Raw genomic sequence first — 17996 nt, forward strand, 5'->3', positions numbered from 1 at the left:
ATAGTCGTCTGCCTGACGATAAACACTCCCTTCGGCGCTCGCTTCGACGACTGATCCACTTCGCTCCGGAATGCGTCTCGTGGTGCGTTCCGGAGTTCGTCCAGCGGCCGAGCGCCCGCTCGTCGCGTGAGGTCGTCCCTGGGTCACGCTCCCAACTGGAGGCCGTTCGCGGCCTCCTCGACCATCGCCAGGCCAAGACGGCTGACCCGTATCGAGAACGGTGCACCGGCCACCCGCAGGCCGGTCAGTCCCAGTTCGCCCAGAGGCGCGCTGTGGACGGGGCGGAGGGTGACGGTCCCGGCGGGGGCATCGGGACGGATACCGGCGAGCGCGGTGAGGAGCAGCACCCCGGAGGCGGCCGCGGTGGCTGCCGGGCGGCAGGCCGCGGGGTGCGGAAGCGGAACGCTCCCGTCGGTGCGCCGGCCGCCGCCGAACATCTCGGGAAGCCGGTGGCCGAAGTGCTCGGCCGCCGCGAGCAGTCCGCGCAGCAGTCCGCCCGCCTCCTTCTCGTAGCCGGCGGCGGCCAGTCCCGCGACGGCGAGCGCCGTCTCCTGGACCCGGACCGCCCCGGCCCGGTGACCGAACGGGTTGTGTCCCGCCTCCTTGGCCCCGAGCCCCCGCAGGCCCCATCCCGAGTCCATGTCCGGGCCCCCGAGGAGGCGGGCGAGCTGCTCGGTCTGCACCTTGTCGAGCAGGCCGACCGCCGGGCTGCCGCCGCCGAGCAGGCCGGTGTCGAGCAGGTGGACGGCGCCGCAGCCGAGGTGGGTGAGGGGACGACCGTCCTCGGTCAGCGCGGCCGCCGGACGGCCACCGCCTCTGTCCTGTGTCCAGAAGTCCGCCTGGAACGCCGCCCTCAGCCCGGCCGCCCACTGCCGCAACCCGTCGCCGCCGGGCCGGCCGTACGCGTCGAGCAGATCCGCGCCGAGCAGCGCCGCCCGGTGGGCGTGGGCCTGGGTCTCGCCGCGCGCGGGCCCGCCCGGCTGCGGATCGCGGAGATAGGTCCGGTCGCCCACCGTGGCGCGCAGCCAGTTCAGGCAGCGCTCGGCAGCGGGCAGCAGTTCCCGGGACTCCTGGTCCGGGAGCCCCCAGCGGCGAGCCTCGGCCAGCAGTACGGGGAAGAGCAGGGTGGCCTCCGTGCCCGTGCAGCCCGGGGGCAGATGTGGTCCGGCATCGCGGCGCGGGCCGGGGATCATGCCGGCCCGCGCTCCCGGGCCGCGCAGTTGGGTACGGGCGAGGGTGCGCAGGGTGCCCGCGGCGAGGCGGGTGCCGAGGGGCAGGGTCATCCGGGCGGCGGCGAGCGCCTCTGCGGGGGCCAGACCGCAGCGCCAGGGCGCCCCGGCCCCGAGGTAGGTGTCGGAGGGGTGGGCCGGGTCGCGCAGCAGCAGCGCCTGGAGGTCCTCGACGCTGGTCCTGAGCAGCGCCGCGGCTCTCGGGTCGTCGCCCGCGGCCCGGGCGGGTGCCAGGGGGCTCGTGGCGGCGCGTCCCACTGCGCGCAGCGGACCCGTGCTGTCCGGGCGCACCCGCAGTTCCACGCTCACCGTGCCGCCGGGGGACAGTTCGAACTCCCAGCGCAGCAGCCCCGCGGAGGCCAGCGCGTCGGTGGGCGGCGGGTGCGCCGTGACCGAGGAGCTTCCGGTGGGACTGGTCCAGCGCAGTCCGGAGTCATGGACGCTGGCCGGCAGTTCGGGGCCCGGGCTCCCGGAGGCGACGGCGCTCAGTTCCGCGAGGTCGGTGCCGAGCGCCACTTCCAGCGCCAGGCCCAGGGGGTGGGGCGCCGAGCTGTGCAGGGTGATGCGCTCCGTGCCGTCGGCGTGCCGGTCCCGTTCCACGACGACGTCCGGATCGGGCCCGGGGGCCCGGGAGGCCCTCAGGGTGCCCACGAAGCGGGCACGGTCCGCACCCGACATCCGGGCCTGCACCGGCAGCGGTTCGCGGCCGGCGACACGGACCTGGCAGCGTGCGAGCAGACGTCGGCCCGCCCGGTAGAACCCCTCCAGGCCCTGGCCGGTCAGTTGGCCCCGTTCGGTGGAGATGGCGAGGGCCGGCAGCGCGACGCAGATCAGCGCGGTGTGGGCGGGCGGCAGCCCGTCGGGGGACCCCGGGCTCCGGACGCCCGGAGCGGACCGTGGGGGCACGGCTCCGGTCGGGCGGCCGCGGAGCTGTCCCGGCAGGCCTTCCGCCCACGGGAGGCGAGGTGGTGGGCCGTCCCGGAGCCGGCGGTCGGGGTCGGCGGTCGAGGGCGGAGTCGGCTGATGCATGGGAGGCACCTTCTGCGCTCGGTGCGCCTGGGACGTGCCGGGCGCCGGTCGTCGGGCTCCGGAGAGACGGGGGACGGGCGGCGGAACAACCCGTCCAGGCGTTCCGCCACTCAGGTGAACGGATGAGGGCTCCTCCTGGTCACGCATCCGCCCACCGGACCCGGCGGGGCGAGGGCACGGGGTCACCTCGCGCACAGCGGTCGGCCCGGGCCTGCGGACGCCGAGCACCGGCGGGCCGGCGCGGTGCCGGCCCCCGGGCGGGCGGCCGGGGAACCACGCCGGTACACGGATTTTCCGTACCCGGCCGCGGACGTCTCCGGCCCACGACCGTGCGCGGGCCGTCCTCGGCCGGCCGCCGTTCACCGGTCGCTCTCGCTGTGGCCCTTGCGGACGGGGGTGTCCTCCCGCCCGGTCCGGCCGCCTCGGGGGTCGGTCTTCTCCGCCGCACGGACGCGGGCGCCGTCATCGTGCCCGGGCGAACCGGGGCGGGTGCGGCCACGCCCCGCGCCCGCCGAAGCCGGACGGGTACCGTCCGCCCGTGGCCGACGCGGGTCCGGACGGCCGTCCGGGCGTGCACGGCGGCGCCCGGATCCGGGTGCGGCGGACGGGTCATGGGCGCCGCGCGGGTCGGCCGGCGCGGTGGCTCCGACGTCTCGCGCGCCGCCGGCCGGCCCGTTCTCCGTGCGTTCGCCACGCAGGCAGCGGCGGATCGACTCGGGGTCCAGGCCCTCGTTGCAGGCATGGTGCAGCAGGCGGGCGAAGAGGTAGTCCGGGTCCGCGCCCAACGCCATCGCCAGGGCCTCCCGCGCCTCCAGGTCGTCCCCGGTCGACCAGGCGACCCAGCCCGCCAGGGTCAGAGGGGCGGCCGCGTGCTCGTGGTACGAGCCGACGCAGCGGCGGGCGAGGGCTCGCCACAGGCGCAGGACCGGGGCGGCCTTGTCACCCTCCATCCAGGCGGCCGCCCGGTCGCGGGTGGTGCGGTCCTGCAGCCCGAGGATCAGCAGTGCGGCCTCGTCGTGGCAGAGCAGGGCGTCGTCCCGGAGGTCCGCCTGGTGGATGCCGGACACCGGAATGGCCGAGGCGTACCGCTTCGTCAGCTCTTCGGCCAGGGCGAGCGTCTCCTCGGCGACCTTCGCGCGGGAGTCGTCGTGGAGGATGCGGGGCACCAGGGACATTCCGGCGCGGTCCAGGGCGGCCTCCTGTTCGGGCACCGCGCCGCTCTCCCACGGCTGCAGCCTGGCTCGCAGCTCGCGCAGGGTGCCGCGCACCTGGATACCGGCGTAGGTGGCGGCTGCCGCGAGGACGGAGGTGCCGGGCAGGCCCATGGGGGCGCCGTCCGGGGGACAGCACTCGTCCGCCGGGCAGCAGTACGACCAGAAGCGGCCCTGCGAGACGCAGAGCGCCTCGATCACCGGTACGTCCAGGCGGCCGCACTCGGTTCGCAGCAGCTGGGCCAGCGGGGCGAGCCGGCGCATGACGTCCCGGCCCGTCTCGCCCGGGGACGGTTCCTGGCAGACGTAGGCGACCATCCGCTCGGGACGGCTCCCACGGCGTTCGCTCCCTGTCGTCAGGCCCTGGGCCAGCTGACGTGCCGCGGATTCCCAGTCGTCGGGGTGGGCGGGGATGCCGAGCCGGGCCCGCCCGCCGAAGCGGCCGCGGCCACCCCGGTCGTGCAGGGCGACCAGCACCATGCTGTCCTCGGGCCGGTACCCGAGCAGGTAGGGCAGGGCGTCGGCGAGTTCGGCGGGGGTGCGCAGCGTGATCTGGGTGTCGTGGGCGGAGCCGCCGACTGGCTGCGGGCCGTCGGTGAAGTCGCCGTTTTCCGAGGGTCCGGTGGTTTCGCTGTGATTCGTCATGCGGCGACGATCCCGCGGATTCCGCGCTTCCGGTTTTCCTGTGGACAAGTCGAATCAGGGACACGACAACGCCGTCCCGGCTCGTCCACAGCCCGGCCGTCTGTCGGTCCCGTCCTGTTGTATGGGACCCATGGAGCAGACGAACAACGCGGAACTCCGGACGCGGGCGGATGCCGTCCTCGCCCGTCTCGTCGGCGACGACACGGGCACGGCCCGGTTGCGCGAGGACCAGTGGCGGGCGATCGAGGCGCTGGTCGCCGACCGGCGCCGGGCCCTGGTCGTGCAGCGCACCGGCTGGGGCAAGTCCGCCGTGTACTTCGTGGCGACCTCGCTGCTGCGGGCCGCGGGCAGCGGCCCCACGGTCATCGTCTCCCCCCTGCTCGCGCTCATGCGCAACCAGGTGGGAGCGGCGGCCCGGGCCGGCATCCACGCCCGCACCATCAACTCCTCCAACACGGAGGACTGGGAGGCGATCCAGTCGGAGATCGCGGCCGGCGAGGTCGACGTCCTGCTGGTCTCCCCGGAGCGCCTCAACAACCCCGACTTCCGTGACGAGGTCCTGCCCAAGCTCGCCGCGGCGACCGGACTGCTCGTGGTCGACGAGGCCCACTGCATCTCGGACTGGGGACACGACTTCCGTCCGGACTACCGACGGCTGCGCACCATGCTCGCCGAACTGCCGCCCGGCGTGCCGGTGCTGGCGACCACCGCCACGGCCAACGCTCGGGTGACCGCGGACGTCGCCGAGCAGCTCGGCACCGGTGGCGGCTCGGACGCACTGGTACTGCGCGGCCCGCTGGACCGGGAGAGCCTGAGCCTGGGCGTGCTGCGGCTGCCGGACGCCGCCCACCGGATGGCATGGCTCGCGGATCACCTCGACGAACTACCGGGATCCGGCATCGTCTACACGCTCACCGTGGCCGCCGCCGAGGAAGTGACCGCCTTCCTCCGGCAGCGCGGGTACACGGTCGCGTCGTACACGGGGAAGACGGAGAACGCCGACCGGCAGCAGGCCGAGGACGACCTGATCGGCAACCGGGTCAAGGCTCTGATCGCCACCTCGGCCCTCGGCATGGGCTTCGACAAACCCGATCTCGGCTTCGTGGTGCACCTGGGCTCTCCCTCCTCCCCCATCGCCTACTACCAGCAGGTGGGCCGCGCCGGGCGCGGTGTCGAGCACGCCGAGGTACTGCTGCTGCCGGGCCGGGAGGACGAGGCGATCTGGGACTACTTCGCCTCGCTCGCCTTCCCCTCGGAGGATCTGGTGCGACGCACCCTGGACGTCCTCTCCCGGGCCGGCGGCCCCGTGTCGCTGCCCGCCCTGGAGCCGTTGGTGGAGCTGCGCCGCTCCCGCCTGGAGACCATGCTGAAGGTTCTCGACGTGGACGGCGCGGTCAAGCGGGTCAAGGGCGGATGGCTCGCGACCGGGCAGCCGTGGACGTACGACGCGGACCGTTACGACTGGGTGGCGCGGCAGCGCGCGGCCGAGCAGCAGGCGATGCGTGAGTACGCGGCCACGACGGACTGCCGGATGGAGTTCCTCCAGCGCCAGCTCGACGACGAGGGCGCGAAGCCCTGTGGCCGTTGCGACAACTGCGCGCGGCCCCGGTTCACGGCGGACACCTCTCCGGCGGCGCTGGACGCCGCGCGGGTCGACCTCGACCGCGCGGGCGTCGAGGTGGAGCCCCGCCGGATGTGGCCCACCGGTCTGCCCGCCATCGGCATCGATCTCAAGGGCCGCATCCCGGCCGGTGAACAGGCATCGCCGGGACGGGCCCTGGGACGGTTGTCGGACATCGGCTGGGGCAATCGGCTGCGGCCCCTGCTGGCGCCCCAGGCCCCTGACGCGGCCGTGCCGGACGACGTGGCACGCGCGGTGGTGGAGGTACTGGCCGACTGGGCGAAGGGTCCCGGCGGGTGGGCCCCCGGCGCGGCGGATGCGCAGCCGCGTCCGGTGGGCGTCGTCACCGTCGCGTCTCGCTCCCGGCCGCTGCTGGTCGAGTCCCTGGGCGCCCGTATCGCCGAGATCGGCAGGCTGCCGCTGCTGGGTTCCGTGGCGTACACGGGCGACGCATCGCACGCCTCGCGCAGCAACAGCGCCCAGCGGCTCAAGGCCCTCGACGGCGCGCTGACCGTGCCGCCCGCCCTGTCCGCCGCGCTCGCCGGGACCCAGGGTCCGGTCCTGCTGGTGGACGACTTCACCGAGACCGGCTGGACGTTGGCGGTCGCGGCTCGCCTGCTGCGCAGGTCCGGGGCGCGCGGAGTGCTGCCGCTGGTCCTCGCCGTACAGGGGTGATCCGCCCGACACTGTTCGAATTCGGCACCGGGTGCGGCGAACGCGTACGCCGCACCCGGCCGTCGCTGAGTCCCCCGGGGCCCCACCGGGTAGGGATATAAGCCACGCACCAGCAGATAACAGTCGGTGGCCCCATTTGCTCGTTGCCGCAATCAAGTTCGACAGGAAGAATTGAGGTCCGCTCCTCGCACGGCTCGTCCGTGATCCGGTTGGGCCTTAGTGCGGTGCGCGCTCCCCCGAATCCGATCTCGCCCGCTGTGTGGGCGCGTAGCCGAAGGGAGGAACGTGACCTTCGGATTCGCTCCGTCCTCGCCAGCATCGTTGTCGACGTCCGCGTCCGCCGCTTCCGCCAGCCGCCTGCTCGAGCCCGCGGAGTGGGCCGACGCCGGCATACCGCTGCTCCGCAACCCCCGTGAGGTGGTGAGCGGGTTGCACGCCCGGCACCGCCCCAAGCCGGCGACGGCGATCGTGGCCGTCCTCGACCCGGAGGAACGTCTTTGCGCCAGCGCCTCGTTCAGCCGCCGCTCGGTCCAGGCCGACGGCTGGATGTTCCGCAACGCGCTGCTGGCCCAGTTGCGCCGGGTCATCCCGCACGACCTGCGCCGTCGCACCCCGGTGCGGACCGCGGTACTGCTCTACTGCCGCGAGGGGGACGGGCGTTGGACGGAGGAGGACGGTGCCTGGATGTGGGGGCTGCGAGACGCCTGCACTCTGCACGGGCTGCGCTGCGGTTCGTACATCACGCTGACCCACGACGGCTGGCAGGTGCTCGGTGAAGGCCGCGGCGGGCGACGGCCGAACGCCGACTCGCCTCCCGAACCGCTCGCCCTGTCCGAGGCCGCACCCCTGTCGCCGCGCACCGGAGGCGCCGTCTCCGAGGTGTTGCGCCGCGCGGCCGCCCGTTGAAGCCGGGTCCCCGCGCGGGGGCACCCGCCGGATCCGCGCCGCAGGGCACGGCCCCCTGAAACAGGCCGCACGGCGTGTTCCCGGGGCCCTTCACCGGGCTCCGTGTCATCGATGAATCGATGACAGGTGGAGCCTGCGCCCAGGCACTCGACGGCCTCCGCCCCGTGCCCAGGATCCGGCTTCCTCCGCCCGCCCTACGACCGACCGTCCCGACGGCGTGAACCTCGCACCCCGCTTCCGGGCATGCCTGAGGAAGCTCCGTGCAAGACCGTCGCCACAACCGCTTCGGTGCCTCCGGGATCCCGGAGGAGCCGGAAGTCGCTCAGACGCCGACGCCCAGCACCGAGTTGATCCGCTGCGGGTCGCCGCAGACGATCAACAGGGCACCCGCCCGCGAGAGGGCCAGCGGCAGCGCGGTGGCGGCGACGGCGTCGGAACCGCCGTTGACGGCGACGACGACCACGGGGCGGGTCCCGGCACGGGTGACGACGGCGGCGTCCGCGTAGAAGACGTCGTCGCCCGAGTCGTGCTGCGCCCAGTAGGAGGTTTCACCGAAGGACAGCTCGTGGTCGGCCCACGGGTGCTGTGCACCGGTGGTGATCACCAGCACGTCGCCGGGGGCACGGCCCGAGTCGAGCAGCATGTCCACTGCCTCCTCGGCGGAGTCGAGAGCACTCTCGACGGACGCCGGGATCAGCTGGATCTGCGGGCCCGCCGCTGCCGCGGCGGGTACGGCCGGGCCGGACGGGCCTGGCTTGGCCACGTCACGCGGCGTGCGCTGTACCGGCGGCGTCGGCCTCAGGGGGCCGGGACGACCGGGACGCGACGGAGCCGCGGGGCGGGGGCCGGGTACGGGACGGGGGGTCGGCGCGACGCGGCCACTGGCCGGAGTGGCGCGGGGACCCTGGGCACTCTCGTGAATCTGAGGCTCCTCGGGAATGAGAGGCATGAGCTGATTTCTATCAAACATTGGTGCAGGTCACGTGAACTGGATGGCACAACAGTGCGACTGGAACGTCAGAAGTCGAAGCCGAGCTGACCCTCGATCTCCGGAACGCTTCCCTCCGCCCAGCTGCGGACCTTCTTGAGGTGCTGCCACTGCGGCAGCGCATCAAGATACGCCCACGACAACCGGTGGTACGGGGTGGGGCCCCGCTCCTCCAGTGCGGCCTTGTGCACGGGCGACGGATATCCGGCGTTGTCCGCAAATCCGAAGTCTGCATGGTCGATACCCAGTTCGGCCATCATTTTGTCGCGCTGAACCTTGGCGATCACCGAGGCGGCCGCGACGGCGACACACGATCGGTCACCCTTGATGACCGTGCGCACCCGCCACGGAGTACCGAGGTAGTCGTGCTTCCCGTCGAGTATCACCGCGTCCGGGCGGACCGGGAGCGCCTCCAGTGCGCGGACCGCGGCCAGCCGCAGCGCGGCCGTCATCCCGAGACTGTCGATCTCCTCCGGCGACGCGTGACCCAGCGCGAAGGCCGTGACCCATGTCCGCAGCACCTCGGCAAGCTCCGTGCGGCGCTTGACGGTCAGCAGTTTGGAGTCGGTGAGACCCTCGGGCGCTCGGCGGAGACCGGTGACCGCGGCACAGACGGTGACGGGGCCGGCCCAGGCACCGCGCCCCACTTCGTCGACTCCGGCGATGACCTTCGCTCCGGTCGTGGCGCGAAGGGAGCGCTCGACGGTGTGAGTAGGTGGTTCGTACGGCATGGCGCCCTTAGCGTACGCCGCACAGATCCCCGAGCGACACCCCGGCCACCCCCGGGGCAGAACGGGCGGCCGGAGGGGTGGATCAGGATCCGTGCGCGAGCAGCAGCGGCAGCATGTACTGGTCGATCATCTTCTCGACCTCCTGGTCGCTCCATTCGCTTCCAGAAATCTTGTTCCGGTACATCATCATCGCCGGAATGGCGTCGAGGACGTAGTCGTTGGCCGCATCGGCACGCACCTCCCCCCGCTCGATGCCGCGGGCGACAATGGCCCCGATCAACTTGGTGGTCGGACCGACCACGCCGTCGAAGATCACGCCATGAAACCGCTCCACCTGCGTCGGATCGCATTCGTGAATCACCGACCGCAACGCGAAGCCGGGGCGCGAGAACATCGCGTCCCGGGCCTGCCGACACAGGACCAGCAGGTCTTCGCGCACACTTCCGAGGTCGGGGGCCTCCTCCAAACGTGGCAGCCCCGCCTGCAACGCGTCGGCGACCAGCTCCTCCTTCGAGGACCAGCGCCGATAGACCGCGGCCTTCCCGGTCTGCGCGCCGGCGGCGACGCCCTCCATGGTGAGGCCGTTCCAGCCGACCGTACTGAGCTGCTCCAATGCGGCATCCAGGATCGCGCGTTCGAGGACCGCGCCGCGCCGACGAGGAGAGGCCGCCTGGGGAGGAGCGGCAGTCCAGCGCGAGGTAACCATCTGAGTTTCTCCAGCAAGCGAGGGGAGGCGGGGGATTCCGGAGCGGGGGTGGGCGCGGCGCGCGACGGCAGAGTGGGACGCGGCACACGACGCGCAGTTAAGTGAACGCTTGCGTTCTCTACCGGGGACTCACTACCGTTGAGACGACAGTGAACGCGGTCGTTCACTAACACTTCCGTGGGGGATCCACAGTGACAACCTCTCAGTTGATATCCGATCAGAAACCCGGGGCCGCCCGCAGGCAGGGACGCCCCGGCATCGCGCTCACCGTGATTGCCGCCTGCCAGCTCATGGTGGTACTCGACGCGACGATTGTGAACATCGCGCTCCCGCACATTCAAGAGGCGCTCGCGTTCAGCACCACCGACCTCACCTGGGTCGTCAGCGCCTACACGCTGACCTTCGGAGGCCTGCTCCTCCTCGGCGCACGAGCGGGGGACATCCTCGGCCGACGCCGGGTGTTCATGACCGGCATCCTGTTGTTCACCTTCGCCTCGCTGCTCGGCGGCCTCGCCCAGGAACCGTGGCAACTCCTGGCCGCCCGCGCCCTCCAGGGCATGGGCGGCGCGATAGCGTCGCCGACCTCGCTGGCGCTGATCACCACCACCTTCCCGGAAGGCCCGGAGCGCAACCGGGCGTTCGGGGTCTTCGCCGCCGTCTCCGCGGGTGGAGGCGCCATCGGCCTGCTGGCCGGCGGCATGCTCACCGACTGGCTCGACTGGCGCTGGGTGTTCTTCGTCAACGTGCCGATCGGACTGCTGATCGTCGCCCTCACCCCGCGGTACATCAACGAATCCGAACGGCATCCCGGACGGTTCGACATCGCGGGCGCGCTGGCCTCCACGCTGGGCATGGTGTCCCTGGTGTACGGCTTCATCCGGGCCGCAGAGGAAGGCTGGCGCGACGGTCTGACCCTCGGCTCCTTCGGCGCCGCCGTGGTGCTTCTGCTGGCCTTCGTCTTCATCGAGAACCGGGCGAGGGAGCCCATCACCCCGCTGCGGATGTTCGCCGACCGCAACCGCTCCGGCACGTACGTGATCATGCTGAGCCTGGCCGCGGCGATGTTCGGCATGTTCTTCTACATCGTGCTGTTCGTGCAGAACGTGCTGGGCTACAGCCCCATCCGGGCCGGCCTGGCCTTCCTGCCGGTGACCGTGGCGATCGCCGTCGGCGCCGGACTGTCCCAGCAGTTCCTGCCCAGGCTGGGCCCGAAGCCGTTCATGATGACCGGCTCCGCGCTCGTGGTCGTCGGCCTGACCTGGCAGTCGTTCATCAAGCCCGACAGCTCGTATCTGAGCGGGATTCTCGGACCGATGCTGATCTTCGGTTTCGGCATGGGACTGAACTTCGTGACCGCGACCGTCACCGCGGTCTCCGGGGTCGCCCAGCACGAGGCCGGAGCGGCCTCCGGACTGCTCAACGCCATGCAGCAGGTGGGCGGTTCGCTGGGCCTGTCCATCCTGACCACGGTCTTCGGCACGGCCAGCAAGGACGAGGCGAAGAAGCAGCTGCCGAAGTTCCTCACCAGCGGCTCGCCGGAGCAGAAGGCGGAGTTCGCCAAGTCCCACCAGCTGCCGGCGCCCTGGGGGCACGAGGTTCTCGCGCACGGGATCTCGACCGCGTTCGTCCCCGCCGCCGTCATGGCGGCGCTCGGCCTGGTCACCGCCTGGCTGGTGATCAAGGTACGGAAGAGCGATCTCGAGGCCCTCGCGGGTACGGCCGGCCCCGTGGCGGGCTGACCGCGCGAGGTCCGAACGAAGCCGCGGACGGCCGGGCCGACGCCAGGGGACAGCCGGAAACGGCTGCGGTCCGGCCGTCCGCGTCGCGGGAGACACCGCCGTGGACATCATCAGCACCTCCCCATCCGGTCGCCGTCCGCCTGCTCTCCCCCCGGCCGCACGAGGACGGAGGGCGGAGCGGATGCCGATAGAACGGCCGACGGTCACGGAGAGTTCCCATTCGGCACGCAGAGTTCCCCCGCCGCCCTCGACGCCGGTGCGTCGAACTGGTGGCTTACGCAGTCCGGCGGCAGCCGCCGGAAGCCTCATACGCCGCCGGCCACCAGTCGCCGGAAACCCCCGTACGCCGTTGGCCGTCAACCGACGGCGGCCCCGGCACGTCGTCGGCAGTCAGCCGACGGCTCCAGCACCTCGTCACCCGTCGGCGGCGCCGCCCCATGACGTCGTAGGCGGTCAGCCGACCGCGGTCCCGGCTCCCGTCGGCACCCATTCCGGCAGCGGCTCGGTGCGCTCCGCCCATGCCGCCGGGGGTGCGCCGACCACGCCGGCCGCGAGTACACCGCCGACGATGGCACAGGTGGTGTCCACATCACCGCCGACCCGAGCCGTCGTCCAGAAAGCCGCCTCGTAGTCGCCGAGGGAACGTGCCGCCGACCAGAGGGCGAAGGGGACGGTGTCATGCGCGCTCGTGCGCCGCCCGCGGCCCAGGACGGCCGCCACGGTCCCGGCGTCGTCGTAGTCGAGCATGTCACGGGCACGGCGCAGGCCCTGGCCTACGGCGCTCCTGGGAACGAGCGCGACGACCCCGTCGAGGAGCGCCTCCGGGCTGGGTGGGCCGCCGGGCGCCGCCGCGAGTGCCGCCGCCGCGGCCACCGCCATGGCGCCGACCACCGCCTCGCGGTGCTGATGCGTGGGGTAGGCGGAGATCTCGGCCTGGTGGGTGGCCTGCTCCGGATCGTCCGCGTACCAGGCGCCGAGCGGTGCGATCCGCATCGCCGCGCCGTTGCCCCAAGACCCCCGCCCGTCGAAGAGCGCGGCCGCCAGTTCGCGCCAGTCGCCCCCCTCCCTGACGAGCCGGAGCAGCCGGTTGACGGCGGGGCCGTAACCGCGGTCGAAGTCGTGGTGCGCGGCGAAGGAATGCGCCAGCGCGTCCTGGTCGATGCGGTGATGGGCGGCGAGAACGGCGACGACGGAGGCGGCCATCTCGGTGTCGTCGGTCCACTGCCAGGTGCCCGGTGGCAGTTCACCCCGCTGGAGCAGCGGGTAGTGCACCGGGACGAAGAACTGTGAGCCCAGCGCGTCGCCGGTGGCGAGTCCGCGCAGGCTGGCCAGGGCGCGGTCCAGGCGCCCGGGGTTCGGATTTTCGGAGGAAGTGGTCATCCCGGCCAGCCTAGCCGCTCATCCAGTTGGCCTCCGGGTCCCGCCAGCGGTCGAAGGGCCGGTCGAGCGTGTACCTGCCGTCGTCCCCGAGAACGAGCATCCGCATCTCGGCGTTCCCGGGGTTCGACAGCGACTCGAAGTCCGCGACCGTCCAGTGGAACCAGCGCATGCAGAACAGCCGCATCGCCAGGCCGTGGGTCACCAGGAGCACGTTGGGCGGGTGGTCCGGTGCCTCGAAGCTGCGGAACAGGCTCTCCAGGAAGCCGCCGACCCGGTCGTACACGTCGGCCCCGGACTCGCCCTGGGGGAAGCGGAAGAAGAAGTGCCCGTACGCGTCCCGGTACGTCTTCTGCAGGCGCACGTCGTCGCGGTCCTGCCAGTTCCCCCAGTCCTGCTCGCGCAGCCGGGGCTCCTCGCGTACGCGTATGAGGTCCGGGTCGAGGTGGAAGGCCCGGAGGGTCTCGTGGGTACGGCGGTACGGGGAGACGTACACGCTGACCGGCTCCTGGCCGAAGATCTCCCGGATGCGTTTGCCGGTCTCCTCGGCCTGCCGCCAGCCCCGCTCGGTCAGGGCCAGGGAGTGGTCGGGTTCCCGCTCGTACACGGAGTCGTCGACATTGCCGGTTGACTCGCCGTGCCGGACGAGGACGATGCGCCGTGGTCGTGCCATGCCAAAACCCTAGATCGGGTGACCGGAAGTCGAGCACTCGGATGGGGCTCATCCCGCGTTGGTGACGCAAATCATGGGTCCATCACGGATTGAAGGATCAAACGATCCAGCTGGGTTCGAGCTCCACGATGTCCCCGGTGAGGGCCGCGATGTCGGTCTCCGTCTGGGCGCGGAGCGCCAGGCGCTCCACCCGCTCGGTGCGGTACTTGCCGTGCTCGGCGGCCGACCGCCACATCGAAAGGATCATGAACTCGTGCGCCGGGGCCTCCGCGAACATCCCCCGGATCATGCCGGGCGAGCCGGCCATCGCCGGGTTCCAGACCTTCTCCTGCATCAGCGTGAAGTGCTCGACGCGCTCCTCGTGCACCCGGCAGAGGGCCACCCGGACCAGGTCGGAGTCCGTGAAGCGCGGCTCGAAGCCGGTCTTCACGTCGAACCGGTACTCGAACAACTTGACCTGCTGGTCCTTGTACGTGCCGGACTGGGACGCGGCCAGGCGGTCGTGCGAGCGCGCCATGAAGGAATCGTAGAAGGCGCGGCTCTCCCAGAAGGCGAAGGTGTGCGCCACCCCGGCTCGCTGCCGACTCCAGCCACCGCCCTGTCCCCGAAATCCCGGCTCCCCCAGAAGCCCCGCCCATTTCCGCTGCCCCCGCTCGAAGCCGCGGCGGTCCACCACGGTGCAGCGAATCCACTTGACCAGCACCGCGCCATCGTAAGGCCATGGGACGTGGCGCCGGTCACGCTCCGGCGGAGATCACCCGCGCACGCGCCCCGGCGCACATGGCACGATGGACAACAGGCCCTGGCAGCAGGCCGATCGGGGCAATGGACCTCTGGGGGGAAGGGGCGCGTGATGAGCGGTTTCAGCAAGGCGATCACCAAGGTCGAGGTCGCACTGAAGTGGGATCCCAGCCCGGCAGGGCAGGCACCCACCGATCTCGACATCGTTGCCGGTACGTACACGGCGGACGACCCGTACGGGAACGCGGCCTACCTCGTGCACTTCGACAGCCGCTCGCCCGACGGAACCATCTTCCTCAACCGGGACAGCCAGGACGGCAAGGGCTTCGGCTGGGACGAGGTGATGACGCTCGAACTCGACCGGCTCAACAGCCGGTACACCCGTGTGGTGGTCGGGGTCGTCATCCAGCAGCGGTCGGCGCACCGTACGTTCGTGAACGTCCTGAACCCGCAGGTGCGGGTCCGGGAGGGCTACAACGTGCTGGCCGAGGACGACTTCGGATCGGTCCTCGGTGCCACGGCCGCCGCCGTCGCGGAGTTCGTGCGCGACGGCTCCGGAGACTGGAGCTTCCGGCCCGGTCTGCACGGCTTCGAGGACGACCCCGTCGTCTTCGCCCCTGCGATGGGCGGCCTCGGCCGGCCGTGACGGCGAGCGAACAGGAGCAACGGTAAGGGGCGTCGGCCAACGCCGACGCCCCTTACCTCACTTCATGTCGACCCGTCAGCTGCAGCCGCTGGTCGAGCCGCAGCCCTCGCAGATGTAGCAGGAACCGGCCCGCTGCATCTTCGTACCGCAGGAGAAGCAGAGCGGGGCGTCGGCCTGGATGCCCAGCTGCATCTCCACCAGCTCGGCGCTGGTGTGAGCCTGCCTCGGGGCGGGCTCGGCCACCGCGACCTCGACCTTCGGGGTGACGACGGCCTTCAGCTCCTGGGCGCGCGGCGCCGACTGGGCCAGGCCCTCGACGTCGACGTCCGCGTCCTCCAGGGACTGCTCGTACGAGCCGGTCTCCAGGTGACGCTGACGCTCCTCGGCGGAGTGGATGCCGAGCGCGGACCGCGTCTCGAAGGGCAGGAAGTCCAGCGCCAGGCGGCGGAAGATGTAGTCGACGATCGACTGCGCCATCCGCACGTCCGGGTCGTCCGTCATGCCGGCCGGCTCGAAACGCATGTTCGTGAACTTGGAGACGTACGTCTCCAGCGGAACGCCGTACTGGAGACCGACGGAGACCGCGATGGAGAAGGCGTCCATCATGCCCGCGAGGGTCGAACCCTGCTTGGACATCTTCAGGAAGACCTCGCCCAGGCCGTCGTCCGGGTAGGAGTTGGCCGTCATGTAGCCCTCGGCGCCGCCGACGGTGAAGGACGTGGTGATGCCGGGACGCCCCTTCGGCAGACGCTTGCGGACCGGGCGGTACTCGATGACCTTCTCGACCGTCTCGCGGATGGTCGCCTCGGCCTTCTCGGTGACCTCGGTCTTCTCCTTCTCCTTGGTCTTGGCGGAGAGGGGCTGGCCGACCTTGCAGTTGTCGCGGTAGATCGCGAGCGCCTTGACGCCGAGCTTCCAGGCCTCGAAGTAGATCTCCTCGACCTCCTCGACGGTGGCCGTCTCCGGCATGTTGACCGTCTTGGAGATGGCACCGGAGATCCAGGGCTGGATCGCGGCCATCATGCGGACGTGGCCCATCGGGGAGATGGCGCGCTCGCCCATGGCGCAGTCGAAGACCTCGTAGTGCTCCGGCTTGAGGCCCGGGGCGTCGATCACGTTGCCGTTCTCGGCGATGTGGGCGACGATCGCCTCGATCTGCTCCTCCTGGTAGCCCAGGCGGCGCAGGGCCTGCGGGACGGTGCCGTTGACGATCTGCATCGAGCCGCCGCCGACCAGCTTCTTGAACTTGACCAGGGCCAGGTCGGGCTCGACGCCGGTGGTGTCGCAGGACATCGCGAGACCGATGGTGCCGGTGGGGGCGAGCACGGACGCCTGGGAGTTACGGAAACCGTTCTTCTCACCGAGGCGGACCACGTCCTGCCAGGCCTCCGTGGCGGCGGCCCACACCGGGGTGTCCAGGTCGTCCATGCGCACGGCCACCGCGTTGGCGTCGGCGTGCTGCTGCATGACGCGGTTGTGGGCGTCCGCGTTGCGCGCGTAGCCGTCGTACGGGCCGACGACCGCGGCGAGCTCGGAGGAACGCTTGTACGCCGTGCCGGTCATCAGGGAGGTGATGGCACCGGCCAGCGCGCGGCCGCCGTCGGAGTCGTAGGCGTGGCCGGTCGCCATCAGCAGCGCGCCGAGGTTGGCGTAACCGATGCCGAGCTGGCGGAAGGCGCGGGTGTTCTCCCCGATCTTCTGGGTCGGGAAGTCCGCGAAGCAGATGGAGATGTCCATCGCGGTGATGACCAGCTCGACGACCTTCGCGAAGCGCTCGACGTCGAAGGACTGGGTGCCCTTGCCGTCGTCCTTCAGGAACTTCATGAGGTTCAACGAGGCGAGGTTGCAGGACGTGTTGTCCAGGTGCATGTACTCGCTGCAGGGGTTCGAGCCGTTGATCCGGCCGGACTCCGGGCAGGTGTGCCAGTGGTTGATCGTGTCGTCGTACTGGATGCCGGGGTCGGCGCAGGCCCAGGCGGCCTCGGCCATCTTGCGGAACAGGCTCTTGGCCTGGACCTCCTCGATGACCTCGCCGGTCATCCGGGCGCGCAGCCCGAACTGTCCGCCCTGCTCGACCGCCTTCATGAACTCGTCGTTCACGCGGACGGAGTTGTTGGCGTTCTGGTACTGGACGGACGTGATGTCGTCGCCACCCAGGTCCATGTCGAAGCCCGCGTCGCGCAGGGCGCGGATCTTCTCCTCCTCCGTCACCTTGGTCTTGATGAAGTCCTCGATGTCGGGGTGGTCGACGTCCAGGATCACCATCTTGGCGGCGCGGCGGGTGGCGCCGCCCGACTTGATGGTGCCGGCGGAGGCGTCCGCGCCGCGCATGAAGGAGACCGGGCCGGAGGCGTTGCCGCCGGAGGAGAGCAGCTCCTTGGAGGAGCGGATCCGGGAGAGGTTCAGGCCGGCGCCGGAGCCGCCCTTGAAGATCATGCCCTCTTCCTTGTACCAGTCGAGGATCGACTCCATGGAGTCGTCGACGGACAGGATGAAGCAGGCGGAGACCTGCTGGGGCTGCGGCGTGCCCACGTTGAACCAGACGGGGCTGTTGAAGCTGAAGATCTGGTGCAGGAGGGCGTAGGCCAGCTCGTGCTCGAAGATCTCGGCGTCGGCGGGCGAGGCGAAGTACTTGTAGTCCTCACCGGCCTTCCGGTACGTCTTGACGATGCGGTCGATCAGCTGCTTGAGGCCGGTCTCGCGCTGCGGGGTGCCGACGGCGCCCCGGAAGTACTTGCTGGTGACGATGTTGACCGCGTTCACCGACCAGAAGTCGGGGAACTCGACGCCACGCTGCTCGAAATTGACCGAGCCGTCGCGCCAGTTGGTCATGACGACGTCACGGCGCTCCCAGCTCACCTCGTCGTACGGGTGTACGCCGGGGGTGGTGTGGATGCGCTCGATACGCAGTCCCTTGGTGGCCTTCGTCCCCTTCGCGCGGGAACTCCGTGCCGGACCGCTCGCCGTCTCTGTCATGCCGCCTCCCTCTACGGGCGAAAACGCCCTGAAATGCCACGTTGTTCCCGTGACACGCTGTTCTGTAGTCACGCCGCGGGCACCCTCAGCTGCCACCCGCGAC

General features: G+C 71.3%; 13 protein-coding genes. 4 read left to right on the top strand and 9 right to left on the bottom strand.

Going from position 1 to position 17996, the window contains the following annotated elements; translation table 11 throughout:
• Positions 1-143: 143 nt before the first annotated feature.
• The gene (locus ACFY3I_RS04940) at positions 144-2258 is read right to left on the bottom strand and encodes a glycogen debranching N-terminal domain-containing protein (protein WP_390859333.1); all 2115 of its coding nucleotides are present in this window, start codon (positions 2256-2258) and stop codon (positions 144-146) included.
• A gap of 359 nt (positions 2259-2617) precedes the next feature.
• Entirely contained in the window at positions 2618-4114 is a 1497-nt protein-coding gene (locus tag ACFY3I_RS04945) for a DUF4192 family protein (RefSeq protein WP_390859334.1), read from the bottom strand.
• Positions 4115-4244: 130 nt separating this feature from the next.
• Between ACFY3I_RS04945 and ACFY3I_RS04950 the strand changes: the two genes are divergently transcribed.
• Positions 4245-6410 carry a RecQ family ATP-dependent DNA helicase gene (locus ACFY3I_RS04950; protein ID WP_390859335.1) on the top strand — a complete coding sequence of 722 codons (2166 nt, stop codon included), beginning with the start codon at positions 4245-4247 and terminating at the stop codon, positions 6408-6410.
• Positions 6411-6695: 285 nt separating this feature from the next.
• Entirely contained in the window at positions 6696-7316 is a 621-nt protein-coding gene (locus ACFY3I_RS04955) for a hypothetical protein (protein ID WP_390859336.1), read from the top strand.
• Positions 7317-7638: 322 nt separating this feature from the next.
• Here the strand turns inward: ACFY3I_RS04955 and ACFY3I_RS04960 are convergent, their stop codons facing one another.
• The 3 genes from ACFY3I_RS04960 to ACFY3I_RS04970 form a co-directional block, all read right to left on the bottom strand.
• Complete coding sequence (locus ACFY3I_RS04960; protein ID WP_390859337.1) at positions 7639-8265, bottom strand: hypothetical protein; 627 nt, start codon at positions 8263-8265, stop codon at positions 7639-7641.
• Between the two features lie 68 nt (positions 8266-8333).
• Positions 8334-9035, bottom strand: a complete 702-nt coding sequence (locus tag ACFY3I_RS04965; RefSeq protein WP_365288663.1) for a ribonuclease HII — start codon at positions 9033-9035, stop codon at positions 8334-8336.
• A gap of 82 nt (positions 9036-9117) precedes the next feature.
• On the bottom strand, positions 9118-9741 hold the full coding sequence (locus ACFY3I_RS04970; protein WP_365288661.1) for a TetR/AcrR family transcriptional regulator: 624 nt from the start codon (positions 9739-9741) through the stop codon (positions 9118-9120).
• Positions 9742-9932: 191 nt separating this feature from the next.
• Between ACFY3I_RS04970 and ACFY3I_RS04975 the strand changes: the two genes are divergently transcribed.
• Positions 9933-11480 (top strand): MFS transporter, encoded by a 1548-nt coding sequence (locus tag ACFY3I_RS04975; protein WP_390859338.1) that lies wholly within the window; start codon positions 9933-9935, stop codon positions 11478-11480.
• Positions 11481-11933: 453 nt separating this feature from the next.
• Here the strand turns inward: ACFY3I_RS04975 and ACFY3I_RS04980 are convergent, their stop codons facing one another.
• From ACFY3I_RS04980 to ACFY3I_RS04990, 3 genes are all read right to left on the bottom strand, one after another.
• Complete coding sequence (locus ACFY3I_RS04980; protein WP_390859339.1) at positions 11934-12860, bottom strand: ADP-ribosylglycohydrolase family protein; 927 nt, start codon at positions 12858-12860, stop codon at positions 11934-11936.
• A 10-nt stretch (positions 12861-12870) separates the two neighbouring features.
• Positions 12871-13530, bottom strand: coding sequence for a histidine phosphatase family protein (locus ACFY3I_RS04985; protein ID WP_365288655.1), 660 nt, complete (start codon positions 13528-13530; stop codon positions 12871-12873).
• A gap of 97 nt (positions 13531-13627) precedes the next feature.
• Complete coding sequence (locus ACFY3I_RS04990; RefSeq protein ID WP_365288653.1) at positions 13628-14233, bottom strand: YdbC family protein; 606 nt, start codon at positions 14231-14233, stop codon at positions 13628-13630.
• 150 nt (positions 14234-14383) lie between these two features.
• Here ACFY3I_RS04990 and ACFY3I_RS04995 point away from each other — a divergent pair, with 150 nt between their 5' ends.
• Complete coding sequence (locus ACFY3I_RS04995; protein ID WP_390859340.1) at positions 14384-14917, top strand: TerD family protein; 534 nt, start codon at positions 14384-14386, stop codon at positions 14915-14917.
• 75 nt (positions 14918-14992) lie between these two features.
• On the opposite strand, the gene ACFY3I_RS05000 is transcribed toward ACFY3I_RS04995, so the two are convergent.
• Positions 14993-17893, bottom strand: a complete 2901-nt coding sequence (locus tag ACFY3I_RS05000; protein ID WP_390859341.1) for a vitamin B12-dependent ribonucleotide reductase — start codon at positions 17891-17893, stop codon at positions 14993-14995.
• Positions 17894-17996: the final 103 nt, after the last annotated feature.

It is taken from the genome of Streptomyces sp. NPDC001068 (assembly GCF_042897315.1).
Taxonomy (GTDB): Bacteria; Actinomycetota; Actinomycetes; order Streptomycetales; family Streptomycetaceae; genus Streptomyces.